We start from the raw sequence: 26,153 nt of genomic DNA, 5'->3' as shown, positions 1-26,153 counted from the left end.
CTGTGTCCGCTGCTGCCACCGCGTCGATCACGGATGCCGATGCACCCCTCGCCGAAGTTCAGCCTCAGACTCTACAGCACCGGGGGCCCCTCGCGAGGCCCCCGGTGCTGCACGACGCGAGCAGCGGTCAGCCGAACAGGCCGCCGACCAGGAAGATCGCGTAGCTGATCACGAAGCCGATGATGGCCATGAGGCCCTGCGCCACCGTCCAGGTCTTCAGCGTCGTCTTCACGTCGAGGCCGAAGAACTTGCTGACGAGCCAGAAGCCCGAGTCGTTCACGTGGCTGAAGCCGACCGAGCCTGCCGCGGTCGCGAGCACGATCGCCGCGACCTCGACGGGGTTGAAGCCGCCGTTCACGACCACGCCCGCCATGAGCGACGCGGCGGTCGTGAGGGCGACGGTCGCCGAGCCCTGCGCGATGCGCACGATGAGCGAGATGAGGAACGCGGCGACGATGACGGGCATGCCGATCGAGTTGAGCGAGTCGGCGATCGCGTCGCCGATGCCGGTGACGCGCAGCACGCCGCCGAACATGCCGCCGGCGCCGGTGACGAGCACGACGGAGGCGATCGGCCCGAGGGCGCTGTCTGCGACCTTGTCGATGAGGCTGCCGGACTTGCCCATGCCCCAGCCGAGGAGCCACATCGAGACGAGCACCGTGATGAGCAGCGCGATGGGCGTCTCGCCGAGCGTGCGCAGCAGCGCGACGACCGGCTCGGCCTTGAAGGCGTCGGGGTCGTCGGTGGTCGAGGCGTACATGTTGAGGCCGGTGTTCATGAGGATGAGCACGAGCGGCAGCGCGAGCAGCAGCATGATCTTGCCGAACGACGGGTTCGACTCCATCTCGCGGTCCTCGTCGGGGGTGCCGTCGAGGATCGTGGGCACCGCGATGTCGTACTTGCGGCCGACCCAGCCGCCGAAGAGCACGCCGACGAGGTACCAGACGGGGATCGCGACGACGAGGCCGAGGATGAGCACGAGGCCGACGTCGGCGCCGAGGATGGCGGATGCCGAGACGGGGCCCGGGTGCGGCGGCACGAAGATGTGCATGGAGCTGAAGGCGAGCGCCGCGGGGAACGCGACGGTCAGCAGCGATCCGCCGAGGCGGCGCGCCACGGCGTAGATGATCGGCATCATGACGACGAGGCCGGCGTCGAAGAAGATCGGGAAGCCCATCAGCAGGCTCGCGACGCCGACGGCCATCGCGGCCCGCTGCTCGCCGAAGCGCGCGATGAGCTTGTCGGTGAGCACGCGCGCGCCGCCGGAGGTCTCGATCATGCGGCCGAGCATCGCGCCGAGCGCGACGAGCAGCATGACGTTGCCGAGCGTCGGGTTGAAGCCGAAGGCGATGGCCTCGAGCAGGCGGTTGAAGGGGATGCCGGCGGCGATCGCCGTCAGCAGGCTCGTGATCATCAGTGCGACGAACGCGTGGATCCGGAAGGCCATGATGAGCACGAGCAGCAGGGCGATGCCCGCGGCTGCGAGCAGCAGCAGGCCTCCCGTGCCGAGCTCCCAGTTGAGGACGAGGTCATCCATCGGTGTCTCCTGTGTGTGGGGTGGTGCGGTGGGGACGCAGTGGGGTCCGACTGCGGCGGTGGGACAGGTGCGGGCGGGTCAGGCGCGCGGGAGGTCGATCGCGCCGGTGAGCGCGGCGCCGGGGCCCGGCTCGACGGGACGGCCGGCCGCGCGGCCGATGAGGATGCGCGTCACCTCGTCGACGATCGCCGCCGGGGTCTGCTCGACCGAGATGACGATGCCGCGCTCCCAGTCGGCGAGCGGCTCGAGGGTCTCGAGCTGGCTCGTGAGCAGGGTCGTCGGCATGAACTCGTGGTCGCGGTGCGCGAGGCGGTCGGCGAGGAGGCCCTGCTCCCCCGACAGGTGCACGAAGACGAGCTCCTGGTCGCTCGAGCGCAGCAGCTCACGGTACCAGCGCTTGAGCGCCGAGCACGCGACGATCGTCACCCGGCCGGCGGCGCGACCGTCGGCGATCGTCTGGCCGATCGTCTTCAGCCACGGCACGCGGTCCTCGTCGGTGAGCGGCGTGCCCGCGGCCATCTTGGCCTTGTTGGCCGGCGGGTGCAGGTCGTCGCCGTCGACGAAGTCGATGTTCAGCCGCTCCGCGAGCGCCTGCCCGATCGTCGACTTCCCCGAACCCTGCACGCCCATGATGATCATCGACGGGTAGCGCGTCTCGCTCATCGCCCTGCTCCTTCGTCAGTCTCGGCCGCGAACGTCAGCAGCACCTTCGAGGATACGGATGCGTCGCGAGCGAGCTCGAGCGCCACGGCGCCCTGCTCGATCGGCAGCTCGTGACTGATGACCGCCTCCGCGTCGAGCGAGCCGTCGGCGAGCGCGGCGAGCACCTCGTCGATCTCGTCGTTGAACCGGAACGAGCCGACGAGCGTCAGCTCGCGGGTGATGGCGCTCGCCATCGGCACCGGCACGTCACCGGCGCGCTGGAGGCCCAGCAGCACGACGGTGCCGCCGCGGCGCGCGCCGCTGATCGCGGCGGCGAGCCCCGGCACGGTGCCCGACGACTCGACGACCACGTCGGCGTGCACGGCCGCGATGCCCTCGGCATCCGCCGCGTCGAGGGCGCGGGCGCCGAGCCGCTCGGCCAGCGCGCGCGGATGCGGGTGGAGGTCGGTCGCGATGACCTCGGCCGCGCCGTGGTGGCGCGCGACGGCGACCGCGAGCGCGCCGATCGGGCCGGTGCCGATCACGAGCACGCGACGGCCGGCGATGTCGCCCGCCTGGCCGACGCCGTGCCAGGCGACGGCGGCCGGCTCGGCGAGCGCCGCGAGGCGCAGCGGCAGCCCGGCCGGGATCGAGCGCAGCATGCGGGCGGGCAGCGCGACGCGCCGCGCGAACGCGCCGTGCGTGTGCGGCATGCGCGCCGCGGAGCCGAGGTAGGTGCCGGCGGGGCTGAGGTTCGGCCGGTCGGCCGGGTAGGGCGCCGAGCCGTCGTCGACGGGCGTCGCGGGGTGCACGGCGACGGGCTGCCCCGCCGCGGGACCGGTGCCGTCGGCGGCGGGGGCGAGCACCGTGCCGACGATCTCGTGCCCGAGCACCATCGGCTCGCGCAGGATCGAGGCGCCCGCGGCGCCGTGCAGCCAGTAGTGCAGGTCGGAGCCGCAGATGCCGCCGTAGGCGATCTCGACGACCGCCTCGTCCGGCGCGGGCTGCGGCTCGGGCAGGGCCTCGACGCGCACGTCGCCCTTCGCGTGGGCCACCAGGGCCAGGTTCTCGCTCAACTCGTGCTCCTCAGACGACCGCGGTCATGCCGCCGTCGACGTAGATGGTCTGGCCGTTGACGAAGGCGCTCGCGTCGCTCGCGAGGAAGACGAGGGTGCCGACGAGGTCCTCGACGCGGCCCCAGCGGCCCGCGGGCGTGCGCTGGGCGACCCAGGCCGAGAACTCGGGGTCGTCGACGAGCCGCTGCGTGAGCTCGGTGGCGAAGTAGCCGGGCGCGAGCGCGTTGACGCTGATGCCGTGCGGCGCGAGGTCGGCGCAGAGGCCCTTCGTGAGCATCACGATCGCGCCCTTGGTCGCGCTGTAGGGCGCGATCGAGGGGCGTGCGAGCTGCGACTGCACGCTGCCGATCGAGACGATGCGGCCCGAGCCGCGCTCGACCATGCCGCGGGCGACGCGGCGCGAGAGCAGGAACGCGCTCGTGAGGTTGGTCGCGACGAGGTCGTGCCAGTCCTCGTCGGTGAACTCCGTGATCGGGGCGCGGCGCTGGATGCCGGCGTTGTTCACGAGGATGTCGGGCGCGCCGAGCCGCTCCTCGACCTCGGCGATCCCGGCGTCGACGGCCGACGCATCCGTCACGTCGAAGGTCGCGACGTGCGCCTCGCGGCCCGTCGCGGCTGCGATCTCGGCGGCGGCGCGCTCGGCCTTCGCACGGTCGCGGCCGTGCACGACGACCGTCGCCCCCGCCTCGGCGAGGCCCTGCGCGAGCGCGCGGCCGATGCCCTGGCTGGAGCCGGTGACGAGCGCCGTGCGCCCCGTCAGGTCGAACAGGGCGGGGCCGGTGCTCGGCATCAGTAGAACTCCTTGGTGTCCATCACGTTCTCGAGCGGTGCGCCGTCGAGGAGGCGGGTGGCGTTCGCGGCGAACAGCTCGGCGATGCGCCGCGGCTCCTGGGTCGAGAGCGCCGCGGTGTGCGGGCTGAGCAGCACGCCCGGGTGCGACCACAGCCGGCTCTCGTCGGGCAGCGGCTCGACGGCGGTGACGTCGAGCGCGGCGAAGCCGATGCGGCCGTCGTCGAGGGCGTCGAGCAGCGCGGCCTCGTCGACGACGGAGCCGCGGCCGACGTTCACGAGGATCGTGTCGGGGCGCACGGCCGCGAGCACCTCGGCGCCGACGAGGCCCTCGGTGCGCTCGGTTCCCGGGAGCGTCACGACGATCGCGTCGACCTCGGCGGCGGCCTCCGCGAGGTCGTCGATGTGCACGAGGCGGTCGACGTGCGCGACCGGCTCGCCGCGCCGCGTCGTGCCCCACACGGTCGCGCCGAGCCCGGCGAAGCGCTCGGCGACGACCTTGCCGATGCCGCCGAGGCCGACGACGAGCACCGTCATCTCGCCGACGTGCCGCATGATGCGGCGGCCGTCGCCCCACGTGCGGCTCGCCTGGTCGGCCTCGAGGCGGCGGAGCCCCTTGGCGCCGGCGAGCACGCCGAAGAGCGCCCACTCGGCGAGCGTCGTCGCGTGCATGCCCGCGCTCGTGGTGACGGCGACGCGCTCGAGCTCGTCCTGCGTGAGCTGCGCCTTCCGCACCTGGCCGCCGCCGCCCGCGGCGGTCGTGTGCACCCAGCGCAGGCGCGGGTTCGCGCGCACGGTGCGGGCGAGCGCGGCCGGGTCGACGTCGGGCAGCCCGAAGAGCGCGTCGGCGCCGTCGAGCAGCGCCTCGAAGGCGGCGTGCTGCTCGGGCGTGCGCTCCCAGTCGGGGTCGCCCTCCCAGTCGCCGCTCCACCGCCACGGGCGGGTGAGCGCGGGGTCGCGCAGCAGCTCGACGCGGGGCTCCAGGGCCCGGATGCGGTCGGCGGATGCGTCGTCGAGGGTCACCGCGACGGCGACCTTCAGGGTGTGCTCGGGCATGGCTGTCCTCCGAAATCAGACTACCCGGGCGGCATGCCCTCGCCGGGCCCGTCAGCGCGCGCGGAGCCTCGGCCCGAGCTCGTCGGCGAAGAACGCGAAGAACGCGTCGGGGTCGGGTCCGCCGTCCATGAGGGCCAGGTGGTCGAAGCCCGCGTCGGCGAACTCGCCGAACGCCTCGACGTGCCGCTCGACGTCGGGACCGCATGCGAACGCATCCGCCATGTCCTCGACGCGCACGTGCTGCGTGGCCTGGTCGAACGCCGTCGGGTCGGGCAGCTCGGCGAGCACCTTCCAGCCGAGCGGGCCGAAGCGGAAGCGCGCGTGGGCGGCCTCGGCGCCGGCGCGCTCGTCGGGCGCGAACGCCGTGGGCACCTCGGCGTAGCGCGGGCCGGAGCCGCCCGCGCGCTGCCACGCCTTGATGAGCGACGCGTCGGGGTCGGTCGCGAAGAGCCCGTCGCCGAGCTCGGCCGCGAGCGCCGCCGACTGCGGGCCGCCGACCGCGACGACGATCTCGGGCAGCACGTCGGGGAGGTCGTAGACGCGCGCGTCCTGCAGCTGCAGGAAGTCGCCGCGGTAGGAGTGGGTGCCGCCCGACCAGAGCAGCCTGATGATCTCGAGCGCCTCGCGCAGGCGCCGGTGGCGGTCGCCCACCTCGGGCCAGCCCTGCCCGACGATGCGCTCGCTGAGCCGCTCGCCCGCGCCGATGCCGAGCGTGAAGCGGCCGTCGGAGATGATCTGCAGCGTCGCCGCGGCTTGGGCGATGATCGCCGGGTGGTACCGGATCGACGGGCACGTGACGCCCGTCGCGAGCCGCAGCGTGTCGGTCCTGGCGGCGATCGCCGACAGGATCGCCCACGCGAACGGCGAGTGCTGGTGCTCGGGCAGCCAGGGGTGGAAGTGGTCGCTGATCTCGACGAAGTCGAAGCCGGCGCGCTCGGCCTCGACGGCACGGCGGATCAGCTCCTTCGGGGCGACGTCCTCGGCGAAGAGCTTGTATCCGATCTGCATGCCCCGACGGTAGGAGCCGCGCCTGGACGCGCGGTGGGCGCGGCGCCGCTCAGTGCGCGGCGGCCGTCGTGGCGGTGCGGATGCGGTAGACGCTCGTGGTCGCGGCGATCCACAGCCAGCCGTCGTCGCCGAAGCAGAGGTTGGCGACCGTCTCGGGGACCGGCACGTGCGCGAGCCGCTCCCCGTCGGGTGCGATGACGTGCACGCCGTCGGCGCTCGACGACCAGATGCGGCCCTCGGCGTCGACGGCGATGCCGTCGGGCGTGCCGGCGTCCATCGCGAACAGGCGGCGCCCGTCCACCGCGCGGGCGTCGGCGCCGGAGCCCTCGATCCGGTAGGCGCGGATCGTGCTCGCCTCCGGCGTCTCGTCCTCCCCCGCCGACTCCGTCACGTAGAGCGTCGCGAGGTCGGGGCTGAAGGCGATGCCGTTGGGCCGGGCCATGTCGGTCACCACCGCGCGGATCCCGTCCTCGGCGCTCCAGCGGAAGACGAAGCATCCGCCGTACTCCAGCTCGCCGGGGTGGCCCTCCTCGGGCTTCTCGATGCCGTAGGGCGGGTCGGTGAACCAGACGGAGCCGTCGGGGTGCACGGCGACGTCGTTGGGCGAGTTGAGGCGGTGCCCCTCGAAGCGGTCGACGAGCACGCGCACGTCGCCGTCGGCCTCGAGCTCGACGGCGCGGCGGCCGTGCGAGCACTGCACCACGCCGCCGAGGCCGAGGGCCCGCCCGTTGGTGAACTCCACCCCGGCGCGGTGCTCGCGCATCCGCCCGGCCTCGTCGACCTCGAGGATGCGATCGCCGTGGATGTCGCTCCAGCGCAGCACGCGCTCGCCGGGCAGCCACAGCGGCCCCTCGCTCCAGGAGGCGCCCGTGGCCATGCGCTCGAGGTGCGCCCCGGGGGCGAGCAGGTGGGACGGGTCGTGCGGCGCGGGTGTGTCCATGCCGTCATGCAACCAGGCGCGGCTCCTCGTCAGCCGAGCACGGGGCGCCGCGCATGCGCCAGCGCATAGCCTGGAGCGAGACCCTCGAGAGGAACTCCCGCCATGCCCCAAGCCAACATCGCCGTCGTCGGCCTCGCCGTGATGGGCTCGAACCTCGCCCGCAACCTCGCCAGCCGCGAGGGCAACACCGTCGCCGTCTACAACCGCACCACCGCGAAGACCGACGACCTCATCGCCGCGCACCCCGAGGCCGGCTTCGTGAAGGCCGCCACGATGCAGGAGCTGGCCGACTCGCTCCAGCGGCCGCGCACCGCGATCATCATGGTCAAGGCCGGCCGCGCCACCGACGCCGTCATCGACGAGCTCGTGAGCGTCTTCGAGCCGGGCGACATCATCGTCGACGGCGGCAACGCGCTCTTCACCGACACCATCCGCCGCGAGGCCGCCGTGCGCGAGACCGGCATCCACTTCGTCGGCTGCGGCATCTCGGGCGGCGAGGAGGGCGCGCTCAACGGCCCGTCGCTCATGCCCGGCGGCACGGCCGAGTCGTACGAGACGCTCGGCCCGATCCTCACCGGCATCGCCGCGGTCGCCGAGGGCGAGCCCTGCGTCACGCACGTCGGCACCGACGGCGCCGGCCACTTCGTGAAGATGGTGCACAACGGCATCGAGTACGCCGACATGCAGCTCATCGCCGAGGCCTACGACCTCATCCGCCGCGGCACGGGCAAGAGCCCGGCCGAGATCGCCGACGTCTTCGACGAGTGGAACCGGGGCGAGCTCGAGTCGTACCTCATCGAGATCACCGCCGAGGTGCTGCGCCAGGTCGACGCCGCGACCGGCCAGCCGCTCGTCGACGTCATCCTCGACGCCGCCGGCGCCAAGGGCACCGGCGCCTGGACGGTGCAGACCGCTCTCGACCTCGGCGTGCCGGTCTCCGGCATCGCCGAGGCCGTCTTCGCCCGCTCGCTCTCCTCGCGGCTCGCGCAGCGCGCCGCCGCCTCCGACCTCCCCGGCCCCGCCGAGGCGTGGCAGGTCGACGACGCGGATGCGTTCATCGAGGACGTGCGGAAGGCCCTGTTCGCGTCGAAGATCGTCGCCTACTCGCAGGGCTTCGACGAGATCGTCGCCGCCGCCGAGGAGCACGGCTGGGACATCAGGAAGGGCGAGGTCGCCCGCATCTGGCGCGCCGGCTGCATCATCCGCGCCCGCTTCCTCAACGACATCACCGACGCCTACGCCGCAGACCCCGACCTGCCCGCGCTCATCCTCGCGCCGTACTTCCGCGACGCGATGGCCGAGACGCAGGAGGCGTGGCGCCGCGTGGTCGTCGCGGCTGCGCAGGCGGGCATCCCGTCGCCGGCCTTCTCGTCGAGCCTCGCCTACTACGACGGGCTCCGCGCCGACCGGCTGCCGGCCGCGCTCGTGCAGGGACAGCGCGACTTCTTCGGCGCGCACACCTACCGCCGGGTCGACCGCGAGGGCACCTTCCACACCCAGTGGTCGGGCGACCGCACCGAGGTCGAGGCGGTCGACACGCACTGACCGTGGCACGACCGAGGGCCGCTCCCTGGCGGGGGCGGCCCTCCGTCGTCCGTGCCCAAGTCGTGCGCGTCAGCGCCGTCCGGGTCAGGCGCTCGCGAGCTCCAGCCCGAGCGCCTCGGCGACCCCGGCGTGCTCGATGCGGCCCGCGCGCACGTTGAGGCCCTTCGCGAGCGCCGCGTCCTGCGCGAGCGCCGCATCCGTGCCGAGGTCCGCGAGCCGCAGCACGTACGGCAGGGTCGCGTTCGTCAGCGCGCGGGTGGAGGTCTCCGGCACCGCGCCGGGCATGTTGGCGACGCAGTAGTACAGCGACTCGTGCACCGGGAAGGTCGGCGCGTCGTGCGTGGTCGGGCGCGAGCCCTCGAAGCAGCCGCCCTGGTCGATCGCGATGTCGACGAGCACCGAGCCGGGCCGCATGGCGCGCGCCATGTCGTCGGTGACGAGCTTCGGCGCGGCGGCGCCCGGGATGAGCACCGACCCGATCACGAGGTCGGCGTCGGCGAGCTGCTCGGCGATCTCGAGCCGCGAGGAGTGACGGGTCTGGATGCTCGTGCCGAACGAGGCCTCGAGCTGCCGCAGGCGCGGCAGCGACAGGTCGATCACCGTCACATCGGCGCCGAGGCCGACGGCGTTGCGCGCGGCGTGCTCGCCCGCGACGCCGCCGCCGAGCACCACCACCTTCGCGCGGCGCGTGCCGGGCACGCCGCCGAGCAGGGTGCCGCGGCCGCCCGCCGGGCCCATGAGGTGGTAGGCGCCCATCGCGATCGAGAGGCGGCCGGCGACCTCGCTCATGGGCGCGAGCAGCGGCAGCGAGCCGTCGGGCAGCTGCACCGTCTCGTAGGCGATCGCGGTCGTGCCCGCGTCGAGCAGCGCACGCGCGCACTCGGGGGCCGCCGCGAGGTGCAGGTAGGTGAAGACGGTCTGGCCCTCGCGCATGCGGGCGAACTCGGGCGCGATCGGCTCCTTGACCTTGAGCAGCAGGTCGCCCGTCGCCCACGCCTCGTCGGCGTCGGCGGCGAGCCGCGCGCCGGCCGCGACGAACTCCTCGTCGGGGATGCGGGAGCCGAGGCCCGCACCCGACTGCACCCACACCTCGTGGCCGCGGCGCACGAGCGCGTCGACACCGGCGGGCGTGATGGCGACCCGTTGCTCGTGGGGCTTGATCTCGGTGGGGACGGCGATGCGCATGGGAGACCTCTCGTCTGGTGGCATCGATCATGGGAGAGGATCCGGCGATGCGGAGCCCTCGCCGAAGCATTCGTCGACGGATCCGCGCTTTCGGTGGAAAGATGCAGGCATGACTCCCGCAGCGCGTCCCGAGCCGAAGCCGTCGCAGCCCGCCGACGGCCTCGACCCGGTCGACCATGAGCTCGTCGCCGCGCTGCGGGCCGACGCGCGCACCACGAACCGCGAGCTCGCGCGCGCCGTCGGCATCGCGGAGTCGACCGCGCATGCCCGCGTGCGACGCCTCGAGGAGCGCAGGGTGATCGCCGGCTACGAGGCGGTCGTGCGGCAGGAGCGGCTGGGCCGCGGGCTGCAGGCGCTCGTGCACGTCACGCTGCGCGCCGGCGCGCGCGCCACGATCCCCGACTTCGCCGAGCGGGTGCAGGCGCTCCCCGAGGTGAGCCAGGTCTTCTTCCTCGGCGGCAACGACGACTTCATCGTCCACGTCGCGGTGCCCGACTCGACGGGGCTGCGCCGCTTCGTCGTCGACCACCTCTCGGCCGACGCGACCGTCGCATCCACCCGCACCAGCATCGTCTTCGAGTACCGGCGCAACGTCTCGACCGCGGCCTTCTCCTAGGCGACCGGCACGGTCTCGAAGCGCTGGCGCGGCAGCGCGTCCGGATGCTGCTCGCGCAGCCACGCCACGAGCCGCTCGCGCACGTCGGCCCGCAGCGACGCGAGCTCGCCGCCGTCGGCCGCGGTGACGAGCACCCGCACCCGCACGACGCCGCCCACCGCATCCGTCACCTGCAGCACGCTGTCGCGGCCGTCCCAGTGCGGATGGCCGTCGAGGATGCGCGCGAGCTCGTCGCGCATGCCGTCGACCGGCACGCTCCAGTCGACGTCGAGCTCGACGGCGCCCATGACCTCGCTCGAGGTGCGGGTCCAGTTCTCGAAGGGCGTGGTCGTGAAGTGCGTCGAGGGCAGCACGAGGCGGCGGTCGTCCCAGATGCGCACCACGACGTAGGTGAGCGTGATCTCCTCGATCGTGCCCCACTCCCCCTCGACCACGACGACGTCGTCGACGCGGATCGCGTCGGAGGCGACGAGCTGGATGCCGGCGAACACGTTGCCGAGCACCGACTGCGCCGCGAGGCCCGCCACGAGCGACGCGACCCCGGCCGAGGCGAGCAGGCTCGTGCCGGCCACCCGCGCCGCCTCGAAGGTGAACAGCACCGCGCCGCACGCGATGACGACCACGACCACCGCGAGCACGCGCCGGAGGATCTCGACCTGCGTGCGCACCTTGCCGGCGCGACGATCGCCGTGCGCCACCCCGTACCGCGCGAGCACGGCGTCGCCCGCCACCCGCAGGAGCCGCACGAGCAGCCAGGCGCCCGCGACGATCGCGAGGACGAGCAGGGCGTGCGCGAGCAGCGGCCCGCTCTCGCCCATCGCGCGCTGCAGGCCCGTCGCCGACGACGCGAGGCTGAACGCGACGAGCAGCGCGAGCACCGCGACCGGCCAGCGCAGCGGCCGTCGCACCGCGGCGATGCGGCTGCGGGAGCGCGTCGCGGCGGCGGCGCCGGCGACGAGCAGGAGGCTCGCCGCGACGGCTGCGGCGACGGCGACGCCGATGGAGATGCCCAGCAGGGCGAGGACGTCGATCACGGGCACGGGGCTCCTCTCGCTCGGGAGCGGGCCACGCTATCGCAGCCGCACCGCGGCCCCCGTTCAGCTCCGGGAGTACTCGAGCTCGGGCCGGCCGCGCGCCGTAGCGCGGCCTGCGCTCGACGTCGCCGGTCGCCGCGAGGTGCTCGAGGTAGCGGCGCGCCGTGACGCGCGAGAGCCCGACCTCGGAGGCGACCTCGGCCGCGGAGCGCGCGGTGCCATCGGCGAGGAGCGCCGCGACCGCCTCGAGCGTCTCGGCGCTCAGGCCCTTCGCGAGGCCGGGCGCGTTCGTGGTGCGCAGCGCCGCGATCGCCTGGTCGACCTCCTGCTGCGTCAGCCGGCCCGCGCCGTCGAGCCGCTCGCGGTACTCGCGGTAGCGCTCGAGCCGCTCGGCGAGCGCCGCGAACGCGAACGGCTTGATGAGGTACTGCACCACGCCGACCGCGATCGCGTCGCGCACGGTCTCGAGCCCGCGCTCGGCCGTCACGGCGATGACGTCGACCAGGTGGCCCTCGGCGCGCATCCGCCGGCACACCTCGAGCCCGTGCCCGTCGGGCAGCTGCATGTCGAGCAGCACGAGCTGCATCGGCACGCCGCTCGCGGCCGCGTCGCGCATCGCCGCCATCGCCGCCGCGGCCGTGTGCGCGACGGCGGCGACCTCGAAGCCCGGGCATCGCCGCACGTAGGCGACGTGCGCGGCAGCGGTGCCCCGCTCGTCCTCGACGACGAGCACCCGGATCACGAGGCGGCCCCCGGCCTCGGCAGCAGCACCGTGACCACCGCGCCCGCGTGCCGCGCATCCGCGCCGCCGGGCTGCCCGATCTCGACGCTGCCGCCCAGTCGCTCGACCGTCTCGCGCACGATGCCGAGCCCGAAGCCGCGCCCGTGCGGGCCCGGCTCCTTCGTCGACCAGCCCGGCGCGAACGCCTGCTCGCGCCGGGCTTCGGGCACGCCGTCGCCGCTGTCGCTCACCTGCACCACGATCGCCCCGTCGTCCTCGTCGAGGTAGACCTCGACCCACGCGTCGGCGCGCGCGCCCGTGCCGATGAGGCGGCCGGCGCGCTCGGCGGCCGCGTCGATCGCGTTGTCGACGAGGTTGCCGAGCACCGTGACGAAGTCGACCGGGTCGATGCCGTGCGTGCCGGGCGCGAGGTGCGTCTCGACGTGCGGCTCGACGCCGCGCTCGTGCGCCTGCGCCGCCTTGCCGAGCAGCAGCGCGGCGATCACCGGCTCCTCGTCGTCGCCGACGACGCGGTCGGCGAGCCGCTGCCCGAGGTCGCGGCCGGCGGTCGCGACCTCGAGCGCCCGCTGCGGCTCGTCGAGCTCGATGAGGGTCGCGACGGTGTGCATGCGATTGCCGAACTCGTGCGTCTGCGCGCGCAGGGCGCTCGCGAGCGTGCGCACCGCGTCGAGCTCGCCCGTCATGCGCCGCAGCTCGGTGCGGTCGCGGATCGTGAGCGTGGTCGTGCCCGCGCGATCGGTCGCCTGCCGCTCCACGAGCAGCCACCGGTCGCCGACCCGCACCTGCCCGTGCGCGGCGAGCGCGTCGCGCACGCCCGCCGGCAGCGGCGCATCCGCCCCGATCGGCAGCGCTCGCTCGCCGAGCCCCAGCAGCGCCCGCGCGCGGTCGTTCGCGAGCACGACCGTGCCGTCCTCGACGAGCACGAGGCCGTCCTCCACCGAGTGCAGCGCCGCCTCGTGCGCGGCGAAGAGCCGCGCGAGCTCCTCGGGGCGCCGGCCGCCCGTGGCGCGGTCGAGGCGGCGGGCGAGCAGCCACGCGCCGAGCGCCGCCACCGCGAGCGCGCCGACGAGCAGCAGGCCCACCGCGAGCAGCCGCTCGACGACGAGCGAGCCGACCCGCTCGATCGTGACGCCGGCCGCGACGAGGCCGACGACGCGGTCGCCCTCCAGCACCGGCGTGACCGCGCGCACCGAGGGCCCGAGCGTGCCTGCGAACACCTCGGTGAAGGTCTGCCCCGCGAGCGCGGGCGCCGTCGAGCCGAGGAAGGTGCGGCCGATCTCGTCGGGGTCCGGATGCGTGTAGCGCGTGCCGTCCGGATGCATGACGGTGACGAAGTCGAGCCGCGTCGCCTGCCGGACGTCCTCGACGTACGACTGCAGCGCATCCGCCGCGCCTGCGACCGCGCCCGCCGGGTCGGCGTCGTAGCGCTCGTGCGCCTCGGCCACCGCCGCGCGCACCGTGGGCGTCGCCGCCATCGCGAGCGCGAGCTCCTGGCTCGCGAGCGCCGCCTCGCGCTCGTGCGCCTGCTGCGCGTCGAGCGCGAGCAGCCCGAACGCCGCGAGCGCCGCCGCCACGAGCAGCGCCGCGGTCTGCACGAACACGCGAGTGGCGATGCTCGCGGACCGCCACCATCGCCGCATCGCCGGGCCCCCTCCGCGTTCGCGCTGAGAACACTATGCACGAAACGGGCCCCGCGCCGAGCCGCGCCCGCAGGCTGGCCACTCGAGAGCACCGCGCAGTTGCGGTGCCCGATGCGAGGAGCACAGCATGGCAACGACGCCCAGCACCGACCGACCGAGGCTCTCGAGGCTGCGGCGGATCGACAAGACCCACTGGCTGTACATCTCGGTGATCGTCGCCGTCGTGCTCGGCGTGATCGTCGGGCTCGTCTCCCCCACCACCGGCGAGGCGCTCGCCCCCATCGGCAAGGGCTTCGTCGCGCTCATCAAGATGATGATCGCGCCCGTCATCTTCTGCACGATCGTCGTCGGCATCGGCTCGATCGCGAAGGCCGCGACGGTCGGCAAGGTCGGCGGGCTCGCGCTGATCTACTTCCTGGCGATGTCGACCTTCGCGCTCGCCATCGGCCTGGTCGTCGGCAACTTCGTGCACCCGGGCGAGGGCCTCAACATCGCCGGCGCCACCTACGAGGCCTCCGGCGAGGCCGAGACCACCACCGACTTCCTGCTCGGCAGCATCCCCACGACGCTGTTCTCCCCGCTGACGGGCGAGTCGGTGCTGCAGACGCTCTTCGTCGCGCTGCTGGTGGGCTTCGCGGTGCAGGCGATGGGCGAGCGCGGCAAGCCGATCCTCACCGTGGTGAAGCACCTGCAGGCGCTCGTGTTCCGCGTGCTGACGATGATCCTGTGGGTCGCCCCCATCGGCGCGTTCGGTGCGATCGCCGGCGTGGTCGGCTCCACCGGCTGGGGCGCGGTCGTCGCCCTCGCGACGCTCATGCTCGGCTTCTACCTCACCTGCATCGTCTTCATCGTCGTCGTGCTCGGCACGCTGCTGAAGCTCGTCACCGGCGTCAACATCTTCACGCTCATGAAGTACCTCGGCCGCGAGTACCTGCTGATCGTCGGCACGTCCTCCTCCGAGTCGGCGCTGCCCCGCCTCATCGCCAAGATGGAGCACGCGGGCGTCTCGAAGCCGGTCGTCGGCATCACCGTGCCGACGGGCTACTCGTTCAACCTCGACGGCACCGCGATCTACCTGACGATGGCGTCGCTGTTCATCTCGACCGCGATGGGCATGCCGATGTCGATCCCCGAGCAGATCGGCCTGCTGGTCTTCATGATCATCGCCTCGAAGGGCGCCGCCGGCGTCACGGGCGCCGGGCTCGCGACGCTCGCGGGCGGCCTGCAGACCTACCGCCCCGACCTCGTCGACGGCGTGGGCGTCATCGTCGGCATCGACCGCTTCATGTCGGAGGCGCGCGCCCTGACGAACTTCACCGGCAACGCCGTGGCGACGTTGCTGATCGGCACGTGGACGAAGCAGATCGACATGGAGCAGGTGCGCGGCGTGCTCGCGGGCGAGCGGCCCTTCGACGAGCGCACGATGCTCGCCGACGACCACGGCGCGGACGCCGAGCCCGACGCCGACGCCGAGCCCCTGGAGCGGCGGGCGCAGGCGGCCCCGGACGACGAGCGCGAGCTCGAGCCGAGCAGCCGCTGACCCCCACGACGGGCCCGTGCGCCGCGCTGCGGCGTGCGGGCCCGTCCGCGTGTGCGGGCCCTGCCGCGCTCAGCGTCGCGCGACCGCCCGCACGGCCAATCCGAGCCCCAGCCACGCGGCCGCGGCGACGACCCCCTGCCACGGCAGCGTCAGCACGAGCACGGCGCAGAGCGCGATGCCGACGACCGGCACCCAACGGGGCAGCCACCACGGCACCGGGCGCGCATCCGGGTCGGCCGACGCCGCCGCCGGCCGCCCGGCGCCGCGCATCGCGCTCAGATGGGCGACCGCGTAGTAGGTGAGGACGCACGTCGAGGAGAAGGCGACCAGCTGCCCGACCGGCAGCAGCAGCACCGCCGCGGCCGCCACCGCGGCCGTCGTCGCCTCGGCGACCGCCGGCGCCTTCGTCACCGCCCAGATCGTCGACAGCGGGCCCGGGAGGTCGCGGTTGCGGGCCATCGCGAGCCCCGTGCGCGACAGGCCCGCGAGGATGCCGGTGAGGCTCCCGACGCTCGCGAGCGCCGCCGCGGCGAGCAGCGCCACGTGCAGCCATCCCGCGCCGACGAGATCGGCCACCGGCGTCGCCGACGACGCGAGCGCATCCCCCAACCGCGCCGTCGTCGCCCACGCGACGAGCCCGTAGAGCACGAGCACGATCGCGAGCCCCGTGCCGATCGCGCGCGGCAGCGTGCGCACCGGGTCGCGCACCTCCTCGCCGAGCGTCGCCATGCGGGCGTAGCCGGCGAACGCGAAGAACAGCAGCCCGGCCGCCGGCAGGATGCCGAGCGGGCCGCTCAGCGCCCCGTCGACGCGGTTGGCCTCCACCGGCGCGAGCGTGCCGATGCCGGCGTCGGATGCGGTGGGCAGGCCGAGCGCCGACCACACGAGCGCCGCCGTCACGAGCAGCAGCACGACGCTCACGATCGCGCTCGTGACGCGCACGGTGGAGCGGATGCCCGCCATGTTGACGAGCGCCAGTCCGACGATGAGCGCGGCGGCGAGCCACGGCGCGCCCTCGGGCCACACGTGCCGGGCGGCGATGAGGGCGATCGCGCCCGCGGAGGCGGTCTTGCCGGTGAGGAACATCCAGCCGGCGGCGAAGCCGACCGCGGGCGACACCTCGGCGCGGCCGTAGGCGTACGCGCCGCCGGAGACCGGGTGCCGCATCGCGAGCTGCGCCGTCGACATGGCGTTGAGCGTCGCGACCGTCGCCGCGAGCAGCAGCGCCGCCCACAGCCACGGCCCGGCGAGCTGCGACGCCGGCACCCAGACGAAGAAGAGCCCGGCGCCGACCATCGAGCCGAGACCGATCATGATCGCGCCGGGGATGCCGACGCGGCGCTGCAGAGCCGTCACCCGCCCAACCTATGCGGCGCGGGTGAACGGCCGGTGCCGCGACTCCACCCCGCCGCGCCGAGGAGCCTCCGCCACGACCGGCCTCCTCCCGCACAACGCAAGCCCGCGCCGACGGGACCGCGGGAGATCCCGGATGCGTCGCCGATAGGGGGCGCAACGCGCGGCGCGGGCTTGCGTTGTGCACTCGGCCCGCGGCATCTGGCGGGCAGGGCGGTCAGCCGCGGACGAGCTCGACCAGCACCTCGGCGTGGCCGGTGTGCGGGAACATGTCGAACACGCGGCCGCGGAGCGGCACGAGGCTCGGCATCGCCTGCAGGTCGCGCGCGAGCGTCACCGGGTTGCAGCTCGAGTAGACGACGCGGCGCACCGCGCTCGCCTCGAGCCGCTCGGCGAGCTCGCCGATGCCGCGCCTCGGCGGGTTCACGACCACGAGCTCCGGCGCCCCCGCGCCCTCGAGGTCGACCGAGCCGGCGTCGCCGACGGTGAACGTCGCATCCGCGCCGAGCTCGACCGCGCTCTCGCGAGCGGCGTCGATCGCCTCGGCCGTCACCTCGACGCCCGCGACCCGCCGGCCGGGCCGCGCCGCGTGCAGCGCGAAGCCGCCCACCCCGCAGTAGAGGTCGAGCACGCTCGCGGGGTCGGCCTCGTCGATCCACGCCGTCGCCTGCCGGTAGAGCGCCGCCGCGACCGCCGTGTTGGTCTGGAAGAAGCTGCGCGGGCGCAGCCGCAGCGGCACGTCGTTGACGCGCATGCGCAGCACGCCGTCGCCGGCGAGCAGCAGCTCGTCGGCGCCCTCGAGCACCGCCTTGTGCTCGGGCTGCAGGTTGACCGAGACGCTCACGAGCGGCAGGGCCGCGAGCAGCGGAAGGTGCTTGGCGAGCCGCGGCACCGCCTCGCTCGAGCGCAGCACGAGGCGCAGCGCGAGCTCGCCGTCGGGCGAGGCGGTGAGGATGAGGTGCTTGAGCTCGCCGCGCCGGCTCGGCACGTCGTAGGGCGTCAGCCGCGCCTCGCGCACGAGCTGCTCGAGGAGCGGCATCGCGGCCACGATGGGCGGCTCGTGGAGCGGGCACGCCTGCAGGTCGATGCCGGAGCCGTCGGCGGCGAGGATGCCGATCGTCGGGGCGTCGACGGTGCCGGCGACCGCCATCTTCGCCTTGTTCCGGAACCCGCCGACGGCACTGGCGTGCGGCGCATCCCACGCCATCGGCGGCAGCATCGCATCGATGCGCGCCTGCTGGTCGGCCAGCTGGCGCTCGTACGGCGTCGGCAGCAGGGTGCAGGAGCGGCAGCGCCCGGCGTCGAAGTAGGCGCAGTCGAGCGCGACCGAGACGGGCTCAGTGGTCGGCATCGCTCGGCGACGGCCCTCCCGCGTCCTCGATGCGCTCGACGAGGAACGCGGCGACGACCTCGGCGCGCAGCCGCTCGACGTGCGACTCGAGCTGGCGGCGCTCCGTGGCTGACCCGCCGGCCCCAACGAGCGCATGCACGCGCTCGAGGCGATCGAGCTTCGCGTCCCACGCCTCCGCGCGCCGGCGCTCGGCGGCGTCGTCGGCGCTCGCGTGCAGGTAGGCGACGTGCTCGCGGAGGGTCCCGATGGTGGCACCGACGTCGGCGGCTCCCCCATCGTCGACCCGGGCAGTGCCGCTCGGCGCCTCAGCGGACGCGGACGCGGTCGCGGTCGCGTCCGTGCGCTCATCGTCCTGCCGCGGCCGGGTGCGCGCCTGGGCGACGAGGTCGCGCACGAGCTCCGGGTGCTGGCGCGCCCATGCGAGCGCGGCGGGGCCGTACTGCTTGGCGAGGTGCGGGGCCTCCCGCAGCACGAGAGCCAGCCATGGCGGGATGGGCATGCGAGCCTCCGGAGATGGGCTAGGCGGCGCCGTCGAACAGGCTCGTGACCGAGCCGTCCTCGAAGACCTCGGTGATGGCCCGCGCGAGCAGCGGCGCGATCGAGAGCACCTGCAGCTTCTCGAAGCGCTGCTCGTCGCGCAGCGGCAGGGTGTCGGTGACGACCACCTTGTCGATGAAGTCGGAGTTGAGGATCTCGGGCGCGGGGTCGGAGAAGATCGCGTGCGTCGCCGCCACCACGACCCCCGTCGCGCCGTTCTTCTTCAGCGCCTCGGCGGCCTTCACGATCGTGCGGCCGGTGTCGATCATGTCGTCGACGAGGAGGCACACGCGCCCCTCGACCGTGCCGACGATCTCGTGCACCGACACCTGGTTCGGCACGAGCGGGTCGCGGCGCTTGTGGATGATCGCGAGCGGCACGCCCAGCTTGTCGCTCCAGACGTCGGCGACGCGCACGCGGCCCATGTCGGGCGAGACGACCGTGAGCGTCTCGGGGTCGATCGTGTGCTGGAAGTGCTCGAGCAGCACCGGCATCGCGAACAGGTGGTCGAAGGGGCCGTCGAAGAAGCCCTGGATCTGCGACGCGTGGATGTCGATCGACATGATGCGGTCGGCGCCGGCGGTCTTGAAGAGGTCGGCGATGAGGCGCGCGGAGATGGGCTCGCGGCCGCGGCCCTTCTTGTCCTGGCGCGAGTACGGGTAGTACGGCATGACGACCGTGATGCGCTTCGCCGAGGCGCGCTTGAGCGCGTCGACCATGATGAGCTGCTCCATGAGCCACTCGTTCACGGGCCGGCCGTACGACTGCAGGATGAACGCGTCCGAGCCGCGCACCGAGCCCTCGAAGCGGGCGTAGATCTCGCCGTTCGCGAAGGTGCGGCTGTCGACGTCCATGAGCTCGGTGCCGATCTCGCGGGCCACCGCCCTCGCCAGCTCGGGGTGCGACCTGCCGGTCGCGAGCACGAGGTGCTTGCGGTTCTTCGCGACGATCGATCCCACTCGGGTGCCTCCTAGGCCTCAGGTGCTTCCGTGCTCGCCGCCGCTGCCGCGTCAGCTGCCTTCGATCCGGGACGGTTCGCCTGGACCCAGCCCGCCATGTTGCGCTGCGGTGCGACCGAGATCGCGAGCGCGCCGGGCTCGACGTCCTTGCGGATCACGGCACCTGCGCCGGTCTTCGCACCAGCGCCAATCCTAACCGGCGCCACGAAGCTGTTGTGGACGCCCGTCTGCACCTGGTCGTCGATCGTCGTGCGGTGCTTGCGCTCGCCGTCGTAGTTGGCGGTGATCGCGCCGCCGCCGACGTTGACCCCGTCGCCGATCGTCGCGTCGCCGATGTACGACAGGTGCGGCACCTTGCTGCCGGCGCCGATCTGCGAGTTCTTCGTCTCGACGAACGTGCCGACCTTGCCGCCCTCGCCGATGACGGAGTTGGGGCGCAGGTACGCCCAGGGCCCGACGGATGCGCGGGCACCGATCACCGACAGGGTCGCGTCGGTGCGCTTCACGACGGCGTCCTCCCCCACCTCGGTGTCGACGAGCGTGGTGTCCGGGCCGATGATCGCGCCGGCGGCGACGGCGGTCGCGCCGTGCAGCTGCGAGCCGGGCAGGATCGTGACGTCCTCGGCGAGCGTCACGTCGATGTCGATCCAGGTGGAGGCCGGGTCGACGACCGTCACGCCCTCGGCCTGCCAGCGGCGGATGATGCGGTCGTTCAGCTCGTGCGCCGCCGCGGCGAGCTGGATGCGGTCGTTGATGCCCCAGATCGCCCAGTGGTCGGCGGCCGGCACGGCCTGGATCCGGCCGCCGGCGGCCTGGATCCGCACCGCCGCATCCGTCAGGTACATCTCGCCCTGGGCGTTGGCGCGGTCGATGGTCGCGAGCGCCGAGCGCAGCGCCGCCGCGTCGAAGACGTAGATGCCGCCGTTGACCTCGTCGATGGCGCGCTCGGCGTCGCTCGCGTCCTTCTGCTCGACGATGCGCACGAAGGCGCCGGCCTCGTCGCGCACGATGCGGCCGAGGCCGGTCGGGTCGCCGAGGTGCGCCGACAGCAGCGTGAGCTGGTTGCCCTCGCGCTCGTGGCGCTCGACGAGCCCGCGGAGCGTGTCGGCGTCGATGAGCGGCACATCGCCCGAGAGCACCACGACGTGGCCCTCGAAGCCCGCGATCGCCTCGAGCCCGAGCTCGACGGCGCGGCCTGTGCCGGGCACGTCGTCCTGGTCGGCGATCCGCACGTGCGGAGCGAACTCGAGCACCGCCTCGGCCATCCTGTCGCGCTCGTGGCGCACGACGGCGACGATGCTCTCGGGGTGCAGCTCGCCCGCGGTGCGCAGCACGTGCGCGATGAGCGGCTTGCCCGCGAGCGGGTGGAGCGGCTTCGGCGTGCGGCTCTTCATGCGGGTGCCTGCGCCTGCGGCGAGGACGATCACGGCTACCTGGGGCACGGTCTCTCCGATCGGGACTTGCGGTTCGGCCCCAGGCTATCGGCGCGCGGCGGGCGGCGGCCCCTGGCGACCGCGCCACCCGTCGCGGGCGCCGCGCAGCATCGCGCGGGCGTTGGGGATGCGCGGGGCGGCGAAGGCGGTCATGCGGGCGAGCTTGAGGAGCATCCTGGGCACGTCCTGCGCCGTCCAGATGCCGGGGGTGCCGCGCCTGCGCCAGAGCGCGACGCGGTTGCGGGTCATCATGTAGAGCCGCAGCGGCGAGTGCACGAACATCGTCGCCCCGCCCGGCAGCTCGACCAGCTCGTCGCCGATCGTGTGCAGCATGCGCGCATCCGCCACCCCGACGAGCTGCAGCCCGGCGCGCTTGGCGCGGAAGCACCACTCCATGTCGACGCTGTCGATGAAGAGGCCCTCGTCGAACGGACCGGCGGCGTCGAGCGCCTCGAGCGGGATGAGCGAGCCGGAGGAGATGAGGAAGTCGACGTCGACGTCGCCGCCCGCGGGCGCGTCGAACTTGCGGTTGAGCGGGAACCCGAAGCGCACGAACGGCGCCGTCTCGCCCGAGCGGGCGTCGACGAAGGTCGGGCCGACCGCGCCGAGCGGCCCGCGGGCGGCGCGCAGGTCGGCATGGCGCAGCAGCGCGTCGACGCAGCCGGGCTCGAGGAGCGAGTCCTGGTCGAGCAGCAGCACGAAGCGGGCGCCGCGCTCGCCGGCGATCGCGGCGGCGCGGTTGTAGGCGGCGCCGAGCCCGGCGTTCGTCGCGCTGCGCTCGACGTCGACGCCGTCGGGCAGTCGGATGCGCTCGGTCCAGTGCGCGCCGTCGGCGTCGGGCGTCGCGTTGTCGAGCACGACCAGCGCGCGCACCTGCGCTGCGGCGCGCCCCAGCACCTCGCCGATCGCGGCCTCGTCGGGCCGGTACGTGACGGCGACGGCGACGACGTCGGCGGGGGTCGATGGCATGCCGTCCATCCTGGCGCACCGCCTGCAGTGTCGCTCGCTCCGCCCTCGCTCCCTCCGGTCGCGACTGGCGGCGTCGCGAACGACACATCGGTGTCGTTCGCTCCGCCACCAGGATTCGAACCTGGACAAACGGCTCCAAAGGCCGCTGTGCTGCCGTTACACCATGGCGGACGGCACCGTCCAGGGTACTGGCGCGCCCCGGGCGGACGCGCGGCGGCGGCGTGGCACGCTGGGCGCACCATGACCATGCCGCCCATGCTCGTCGCCGAGGCCGATCCCGCGCGGCGCTTCGTCTCGGGGTTCTCGCGCGGCCTGTCGTGGTTCGGGATGCTGATCTTCGTCGCGCTCGCGTTCGTCGGGCCCGGCTGGACGGCGCTCGCGATCGCGACCTTCGCCATGACGATCCTCGGCGAGCGGCGCATCCGCCGCATGCGGTGGGAGCTCGACGCGCCGAGCCCCGAGGGGCGCTTCCGCTTCGGTCGCGACGCCTCCCGCAGCGTGCGCGTCGCCGACCTGGGCGGCGTCGTCGTCATGCTCCACGCGGGCGCGCAGTCGCGCGGCATCCCCATCACCCGGCCGCACGAGCACTGGTGGCTCGTCGGCCACGACGGCGCGCTGCTCGGCGACGCCTCGTCCCAGGGGCTCGACCCGATGGCTCCGGAGCGCTTCGGCGCTGCGCTCGGGGTGCCGTTCGTGACCTTCGCCGAGGCTCGGCGCGCGGGCGCGCTGCCGCACGGGCTCCCCTGGTACGCGCTCCGCCCGGGCCTCGCCGTGGTCGTCGCGATCGTCGTCTCCATCGCGGTGATGGCCGTCGTGCTGCTGCTGCCCACCTACTGGGCCTGACGCAGCCCCATGGGAGACTGACGCCATGGCAGCACCCCGCGGCGACGACGTCGACCGCATCATGGAGCAGTGGATGCGCGTGCGGCCCGACGCCGACGTCACCCCGCTCGCGGTGCTCAGCCGCATGACCCGCATCTCGCGCCAGCTCGGGCGCGTGCGTGCGGAGGCCTTCACGCAGGCGGGGCTGGAGCCGTGGGAGTGGGATGTGCTCGCGGCGCTCCGCCGCTCGGGCGGGCCGCTCAGCCCCAAGGACCTCATCGCGCAGACGATGGTCACGAGCGGCACGATGACGAACCGCATCGACAACCTCGTCGCATCCGGCCTCGTCGAGCGCGTGGAGGGCTCGACCGACCGCCGCGTGCGGCTCGTGCAGCTGACCGACGAGGGCGTCGACCGGGTCGACGTGGCGCTCGACGCGCTGCTCGAGTCGGAGCGGCGGCTGCTGCGCTCGATCCCCGCCGACGACCAGTCGCGACTGGCCGAGCTGCTGCGCGTGCTCGCCGACGCGATGCTCTAGGACGCGGGCGCCAGCTCCTGGGCGATCCTGCTCGCGAGCCGCCCCGCCGGCATCGCTGCGTCGAGGCGGAGCCGGTCGTCGGCCCAGTCGTCGAACGCGGACCGTCGCGACTCGACCTCGGCCCAGGTCGGCTCCGGGAAGCCGTCGAGGTCGCGGACCCGCTCCTCGAGCCGCCGCCGGTGCTCGGCGCGATCCTCGAGCAGCACCTCGGCGAACAGCAGCCGCGCCCCGGTGCGCGCGGCGAGGTCGCGCCACTGCTCGCGCGCCGCGGGGTGGTCGTTGACCGCGTCGACGAGCACGACGCCGCCGAGGCGCAGCTGGGCCTCGGCCACCGCCTCCCCCACGACGTAGGCCGCGAGGCCCGTGGGAGCATCGCGTGGCACGCCGGCGCGCCACATGGCCGCCTCGAGCGGGTCGACGGAGACGAGCGTGCACCGCAGCGCCGCCGCGGTGGACGCCGCGACGGCGCTCTTCCCGACGCCGGGCAGCCCGGCGAGCACGATCAGCGTCGCGCAGCCGCTCGCAGCGGGCACGGCGGTCAGTAGCGGTAGTGCTCGGGCTTGAACGGGCCCTCCACCGGCACGCCGATGTAGGCGGCCTGCTGGGGCGTGAGGGTCGTCAGGCGAGCGCCGAGCGCGTCGAGGTGCAGGCGCGCGACCTCCTCGTCGAGCACCTTCGGCAGCCGGAAGACGCCGAGGTCGTAGTCGCCCGTCGCGAGCTCGATCTGCGCGAGCACCTGGTTCGAGAACGAGTTCGACATCACGAACGACGGGTGGCCGGTCGCGTTGCCGAGGTTCATCAGGCGCCCCTCGGAGAGCACGAGGATCGAGCGGCCGCCCTCGAAGCGCCACTCGTGCACCTGCGGCTTGATCTCGATGCGCTCGGCGCCCGACCGCTCGAGGCCGGCGATGTCGATCTCGTTATCGAAGTGGCCGACGTTCGCGACGATCGCGAGGTGCTTCATCGAGCGCAGGTGCTCGAGCGTGATGACGTGCTCGTTGCCGGTCGTCGTGACCCAGATGTCGGCCTCGTCGAGGCAGTCCTCGACGCGCGCGACGCGGAAGCCGTCCATCGCCGCCTGCAGCGCGCAGATCGGGTCGACCTCGCTCACGATCACGCGAGCGCCCTGGCCGCGCAGCGCCTCGGCCGCGCCCTTGCCGACGTCGCCGTAGCCGACGACGAACGCGGTCTTGCCGCCGATGAGCACGTCGGTCGCGCGATTCAGCCCGTCGGGCAGGGAGTGGCGGATGCCGTAGCGGTTGTCGAACTTCGACTTCGTCACCGAGTCGTTGACGTTGATCGCCGGGAAGAGCAGGCGCCCCTCGGCGAACAGCTGCTCGAGGCGGTGCACGCCGGTCGTGGTCTCCTCGGTGACGCCGCGCAGCTGCTCGGCGATGCGCGTCCAGCGCTGCGCGTCGTCGGCGAGCGTCGTCGCGATGAGCGCGTCGATCACCCGCAGCTCGTCCGGCGCGCCCTCGGGCGTGACGGGCGCGGCGCCCGCGAGCTCGGCGTCCCGCCCGCGGTGCACGAGCATCGTGGCGTCGCCGCCGTCGTCGAGGATGAGCGTGGGGCCCTCGGGGAAGTCGAAGATGCGGTTGGTGCACGCCCAGTACTCCTCGAGCGTCTCGCCCTTCCAGGCGAACACCGGCACGCCGGCGGGCGACTCGGCCGAGCCGGCGCCGACGACCACGGCGGCGGCCGCCTCGTCCTGCGTCGAGAAGATGTTGCAGCTCGCCCACCGCACGTCGGCGCCGAGGGCGACGAGCGTCTCGATGAGCACCGCCGTCTGCACGGTCATGTGCAGGCTGCCCGCGATGCGCTGACCGGCGAGCGGCTGCGCGTCGGCGTAGCGGCGCCGCAGCTCCATGAGGCCGGGCATCTCGTGCTCGGCGAGCCGGATCTGGTGGCGGCCGGCCTCGGCGAGGCCGAGGTCGCGCACGTGGTGCTCGAGGGTGCCGTGCTCGTGGGTGCGGGAGGCGGTGTCGGTCATGCCGACCATCCTCCCACCCTTCTCCCGGCGGCCGCCCTCACGCCGAGGGCAGGGCCGCCACGAACTCCTCGAGCATCGCGAGCTGGTCGCGGGGCTCGAAGCCGGTGGCCTCGAGCTTGGCGAGGCTGAGCGCGCTGTGGCGCGGCCTGGGCGCGATGCCCGTCTTCGAGGCGAAGTAGGCGTCGGTGGTCACCGGGCGCACCGCGCCCTCGTCGGCGCCGACGAGGGCGAACACGCGCCGGGCGATCGCCGCCCAGCTGGCGGGCTCGCCGCCGTTGGAGGCGTTGTAGACGCCGGAGGCAGGGTGGGTCGCGAGCAGGTGGTCGATCGCGCGGGCGAGCTCGTCGGCGAAGGTGAGCCGGCCGACCTGGTCGTCGACGACCTCGGGGGCGACGCCTCGGCGGGCGAGGGAGGCCATGGTGGCGACGAAGTTCCTGCCCTCGCCGACGACCCAGGAGGTGCGGACGATGTAGTGGCGGGGGGCGGCGGCGGCGGCGAGGTCGCCGGCGGCCTTCGTCTGCGCGTACACGCCGAGCGGGCCGAGCGGGTCGTCCTCGCGGCGCTCGCCCTCGCGGTCGGCGTAGACGTAGTCGCTCGAGACGTGCACGAGCGTGAGCCCGTGCTCGGCGGCGATCGCGGCGAGCCGGGCGGGGGCGACGGCGTTGACCGACCACGCGTCGCGGCGTCCCTCGTCGGTCTCGGCCGCATCCACCGCCGTGTAGCCGGCGGCGTTCACGATCGTGTCGTAGCCCGACCAGCGGATGCCCTCGAGCGCCGCCGGGTCGGCGAGGTCGATGCGGTCGCGGCCGGCGAACTCGACGTCGGCGCGGTCGGCCCAGCGGTGCCGCAGC

The 26,153-nt window shown here is 74.0% G+C and carries 24 protein-coding genes, 1 tRNA gene and 1 pseudogene; 5 read left to right on the top strand and 21 right to left on the bottom strand.

Annotated elements, in window-relative coordinates:
- Positions 1–127: 127 nt before the first annotated feature.
- From FQ330_RS12460 to FQ330_RS12430, 7 genes are all read right to left on the bottom strand, one after another.
- Positions 128–1,537: a GntP family permease gene (locus FQ330_RS12460; protein ID WP_146357995.1), complete on the bottom strand. Its 1,410-nt coding sequence runs from the start codon at positions 1,535–1,537 to the stop codon at positions 128–130.
- 78 nt (positions 1,538–1,615) lie between these two features.
- Positions 1,616–2,200, bottom strand: coding sequence for a gluconokinase (locus FQ330_RS12455; protein ID WP_128189900.1), 585 nt, complete (start codon positions 2,198–2,200; stop codon positions 1,616–1,618).
- Positions 2,197–3,255, bottom strand: a complete 1,059-nt coding sequence (locus tag FQ330_RS12450; RefSeq protein ID WP_146357993.1) for a zinc-binding dehydrogenase — start codon at positions 3,253–3,255, stop codon at positions 2,197–2,199. Before FQ330_RS12450 ends, FQ330_RS12455 begins: the two co-directional genes overlap by 4 nt.
- A gap of 10 nt (positions 3,256–3,265) precedes the next feature.
- Entirely contained in the window at positions 3,266–4,045 is a 780-nt protein-coding gene (locus tag FQ330_RS12445) for an SDR family oxidoreductase (protein ID WP_146357991.1), read from the bottom strand.
- Positions 4,045–5,100: a D-2-hydroxyacid dehydrogenase gene (locus FQ330_RS12440; RefSeq protein ID WP_146357989.1), complete on the bottom strand. Its 1,056-nt coding sequence runs from the start codon at positions 5,098–5,100 to the stop codon at positions 4,045–4,047. Before FQ330_RS12440 ends, FQ330_RS12445 begins: the two co-directional genes overlap by 1 nt.
- 51 nt (positions 5,101–5,151) lie before the next feature.
- Positions 5,152–6,108, bottom strand: a complete 957-nt coding sequence (locus FQ330_RS12435; RefSeq protein ID WP_146357987.1) for a TIGR03557 family F420-dependent LLM class oxidoreductase — start codon at positions 6,106–6,108, stop codon at positions 5,152–5,154.
- Between the two features lie 49 nt (positions 6,109–6,157).
- Positions 6,158–7,048, bottom strand: coding sequence for an SMP-30/gluconolactonase/LRE family protein (locus FQ330_RS12430; RefSeq protein ID WP_146357985.1), 891 nt, complete (start codon positions 7,046–7,048; stop codon positions 6,158–6,160).
- Positions 7,049–7,150: 102 nt separating this feature from the next.
- On the opposite strand from FQ330_RS12430, the gene gndA reads away from it, so the two are divergent.
- Positions 7,151–8,593, top strand: a complete 1,443-nt coding sequence (gndA, locus tag FQ330_RS12425; RefSeq protein ID WP_146357983.1) for an NADP-dependent phosphogluconate dehydrogenase — start codon at positions 7,151–7,153, stop codon at positions 8,591–8,593.
- An 84-nt stretch (positions 8,594–8,677) separates the two neighbouring features.
- On the opposite strand, the gene ald is transcribed toward gndA, so the two are convergent.
- Positions 8,678–9,778, bottom strand: a complete 1,101-nt coding sequence (gene ald, locus FQ330_RS12420) for an alanine dehydrogenase (RefSeq protein ID WP_146357981.1) — start codon at positions 9,776–9,778, stop codon at positions 8,678–8,680.
- A gap of 109 nt (positions 9,779–9,887) precedes the next feature.
- Here ald and FQ330_RS12415 point away from each other — a divergent pair, with 109 nt between their 5' ends.
- Positions 9,888–10,394, top strand: coding sequence for an Lrp/AsnC family transcriptional regulator (locus FQ330_RS12415; RefSeq protein WP_146357979.1), 507 nt, complete (start codon positions 9,888–9,890; stop codon positions 10,392–10,394).
- Here FQ330_RS12415 and FQ330_RS12410 read toward each other — a convergent pair.
- From FQ330_RS12410 to FQ330_RS12400, 3 genes and pseudogenes are all read right to left on the bottom strand, one after another.
- A complete protein-coding gene (locus FQ330_RS12410) occupies positions 10,391–11,434 on the bottom strand; it encodes a mechanosensitive ion channel family protein (RefSeq protein ID WP_225792862.1) in 1,044 nt (347 codons plus the stop codon). The genes FQ330_RS12415 and FQ330_RS12410 overlap by 4 nt on opposite strands.
- Positions 11,435–11,870: 436 nt before the next feature.
- Positions 11,871–12,110 (bottom strand): annotated as a pseudogene (locus FQ330_RS13700) (response regulator); the annotation flags it as partial.
- Between the two features lie 56 nt (positions 12,111–12,166).
- Positions 12,167–13,771, bottom strand: coding sequence for a sensor histidine kinase (locus FQ330_RS12400; protein ID WP_192575947.1), 1,605 nt, complete (start codon positions 13,769–13,771; stop codon positions 12,167–12,169).
- Positions 13,772–13,937: 166 nt separating this feature from the next.
- Here FQ330_RS12400 and FQ330_RS12395 point away from each other — a divergent pair, with 166 nt between their 5' ends.
- Positions 13,938–15,350: a cation:dicarboxylate symporter family transporter gene (locus FQ330_RS12395; RefSeq protein WP_146357975.1), complete on the top strand. Its 1,413-nt coding sequence runs from the start codon at positions 13,938–13,940 to the stop codon at positions 15,348–15,350.
- Between the two features lie 69 nt (positions 15,351–15,419).
- Here FQ330_RS12395 and FQ330_RS12390 read toward each other — a convergent pair whose 3' ends face one another.
- The 7 genes from FQ330_RS12390 to FQ330_RS12360 form a co-directional block, all read right to left on the bottom strand.
- A complete protein-coding gene (locus tag FQ330_RS12390; protein ID WP_225792861.1) occupies positions 15,420–16,706 on the bottom strand; it encodes an APC family permease in 1,287 nt (428 codons plus the stop codon).
- Positions 16,707–16,920: 214 nt separating this feature from the next.
- Positions 16,921–18,054: a methyltransferase domain-containing protein gene (locus FQ330_RS12385; protein ID WP_146357973.1), complete on the bottom strand. Its 1,134-nt coding sequence runs from the start codon at positions 18,052–18,054 to the stop codon at positions 16,921–16,923.
- Entirely contained in the window at positions 18,041–18,553 is a 513-nt protein-coding gene (locus FQ330_RS12380) for a hypothetical protein (RefSeq protein ID WP_146357971.1), read from the bottom strand. The genes FQ330_RS12385 and FQ330_RS12380 overlap by 14 nt, the downstream gene beginning before the upstream one ends.
- A 19-nt stretch (positions 18,554–18,572) precedes the next feature.
- Entirely contained in the window at positions 18,573–19,550 is a 978-nt protein-coding gene (locus FQ330_RS12375) for a ribose-phosphate diphosphokinase (protein ID WP_128189261.1), read from the bottom strand.
- An 11-nt stretch (positions 19,551–19,561) separates the two neighbouring features.
- On the bottom strand, positions 19,562–20,992 hold the full coding sequence (gene glmU / locus FQ330_RS12370; RefSeq protein WP_225792860.1) for a bifunctional UDP-N-acetylglucosamine diphosphorylase/glucosamine-1-phosphate N-acetyltransferase GlmU: 1,431 nt from the start codon (positions 20,990–20,992) through the stop codon (positions 19,562–19,564).
- A 36-nt stretch (positions 20,993–21,028) separates the two neighbouring features.
- A complete protein-coding gene (locus tag FQ330_RS12365; protein ID WP_146357969.1) occupies positions 21,029–21,952 on the bottom strand; it encodes a glycosyltransferase family 2 protein in 924 nt (307 codons plus the stop codon).
- Between the two features lie 100 nt (positions 21,953–22,052).
- Positions 22,053–22,123: transfer RNA gene (locus FQ330_RS12360), tRNA-Gln, on the bottom strand.
- Between the two features lie 69 nt (positions 22,124–22,192).
- Here FQ330_RS12360 and FQ330_RS12355 point away from each other — a divergent pair.
- Both FQ330_RS12355 and FQ330_RS12350 read left to right on the top strand, forming a co-directional pair.
- The gene (locus FQ330_RS12355; RefSeq protein ID WP_146357967.1) at positions 22,193–22,795 is read left to right on the top strand and encodes a hypothetical protein; all 603 of its coding nucleotides are present in this window, start codon (positions 22,193–22,195) and stop codon (positions 22,793–22,795) included.
- Positions 22,796–22,820: 25 nt separating this feature from the next.
- Positions 22,821–23,312 (top strand): MarR family winged helix-turn-helix transcriptional regulator, encoded by a 492-nt coding sequence (locus FQ330_RS12350; protein WP_128189264.1) that lies wholly within the window; start codon positions 22,821–22,823, stop codon positions 23,310–23,312.
- Here FQ330_RS12350 and FQ330_RS12345 read toward each other — a convergent pair.
- The 3 genes from FQ330_RS12345 to FQ330_RS12335 form a co-directional block, all read right to left on the bottom strand.
- A complete protein-coding gene (locus FQ330_RS12345; RefSeq protein WP_225792859.1) occupies positions 23,309–23,845 on the bottom strand; it encodes an AAA family ATPase in 537 nt (178 codons plus the stop codon). The genes FQ330_RS12350 and FQ330_RS12345 overlap by 4 nt on opposite strands.
- 5 nt (positions 23,846–23,850) lie before the next feature.
- On the bottom strand, positions 23,851–25,302 hold the full coding sequence (gene ahcY, locus FQ330_RS12340) for an adenosylhomocysteinase (RefSeq protein WP_146357965.1): 1,452 nt from the start codon (positions 25,300–25,302) through the stop codon (positions 23,851–23,853).
- Between the two features lie 37 nt (positions 25,303–25,339).
- The coding region (locus tag FQ330_RS12335) for an SDR family oxidoreductase (RefSeq protein ID WP_146357963.1) at positions 25,340–26,153 on the bottom strand (814 nt) is incomplete at its 5' end.

The sequence above is a fragment of the Agrococcus sediminis genome (genome assembly GCF_007923295.1).
Classification (GTDB): domain Bacteria; phylum Actinomycetota; class Actinomycetes; order Actinomycetales; family Microbacteriaceae; genus Agrococcus; species Agrococcus sediminis.
The sequence above is the reverse complement of the archived record's forward strand: the minus strand, read 5'-3'. Positions and strand labels throughout refer to the sequence as shown.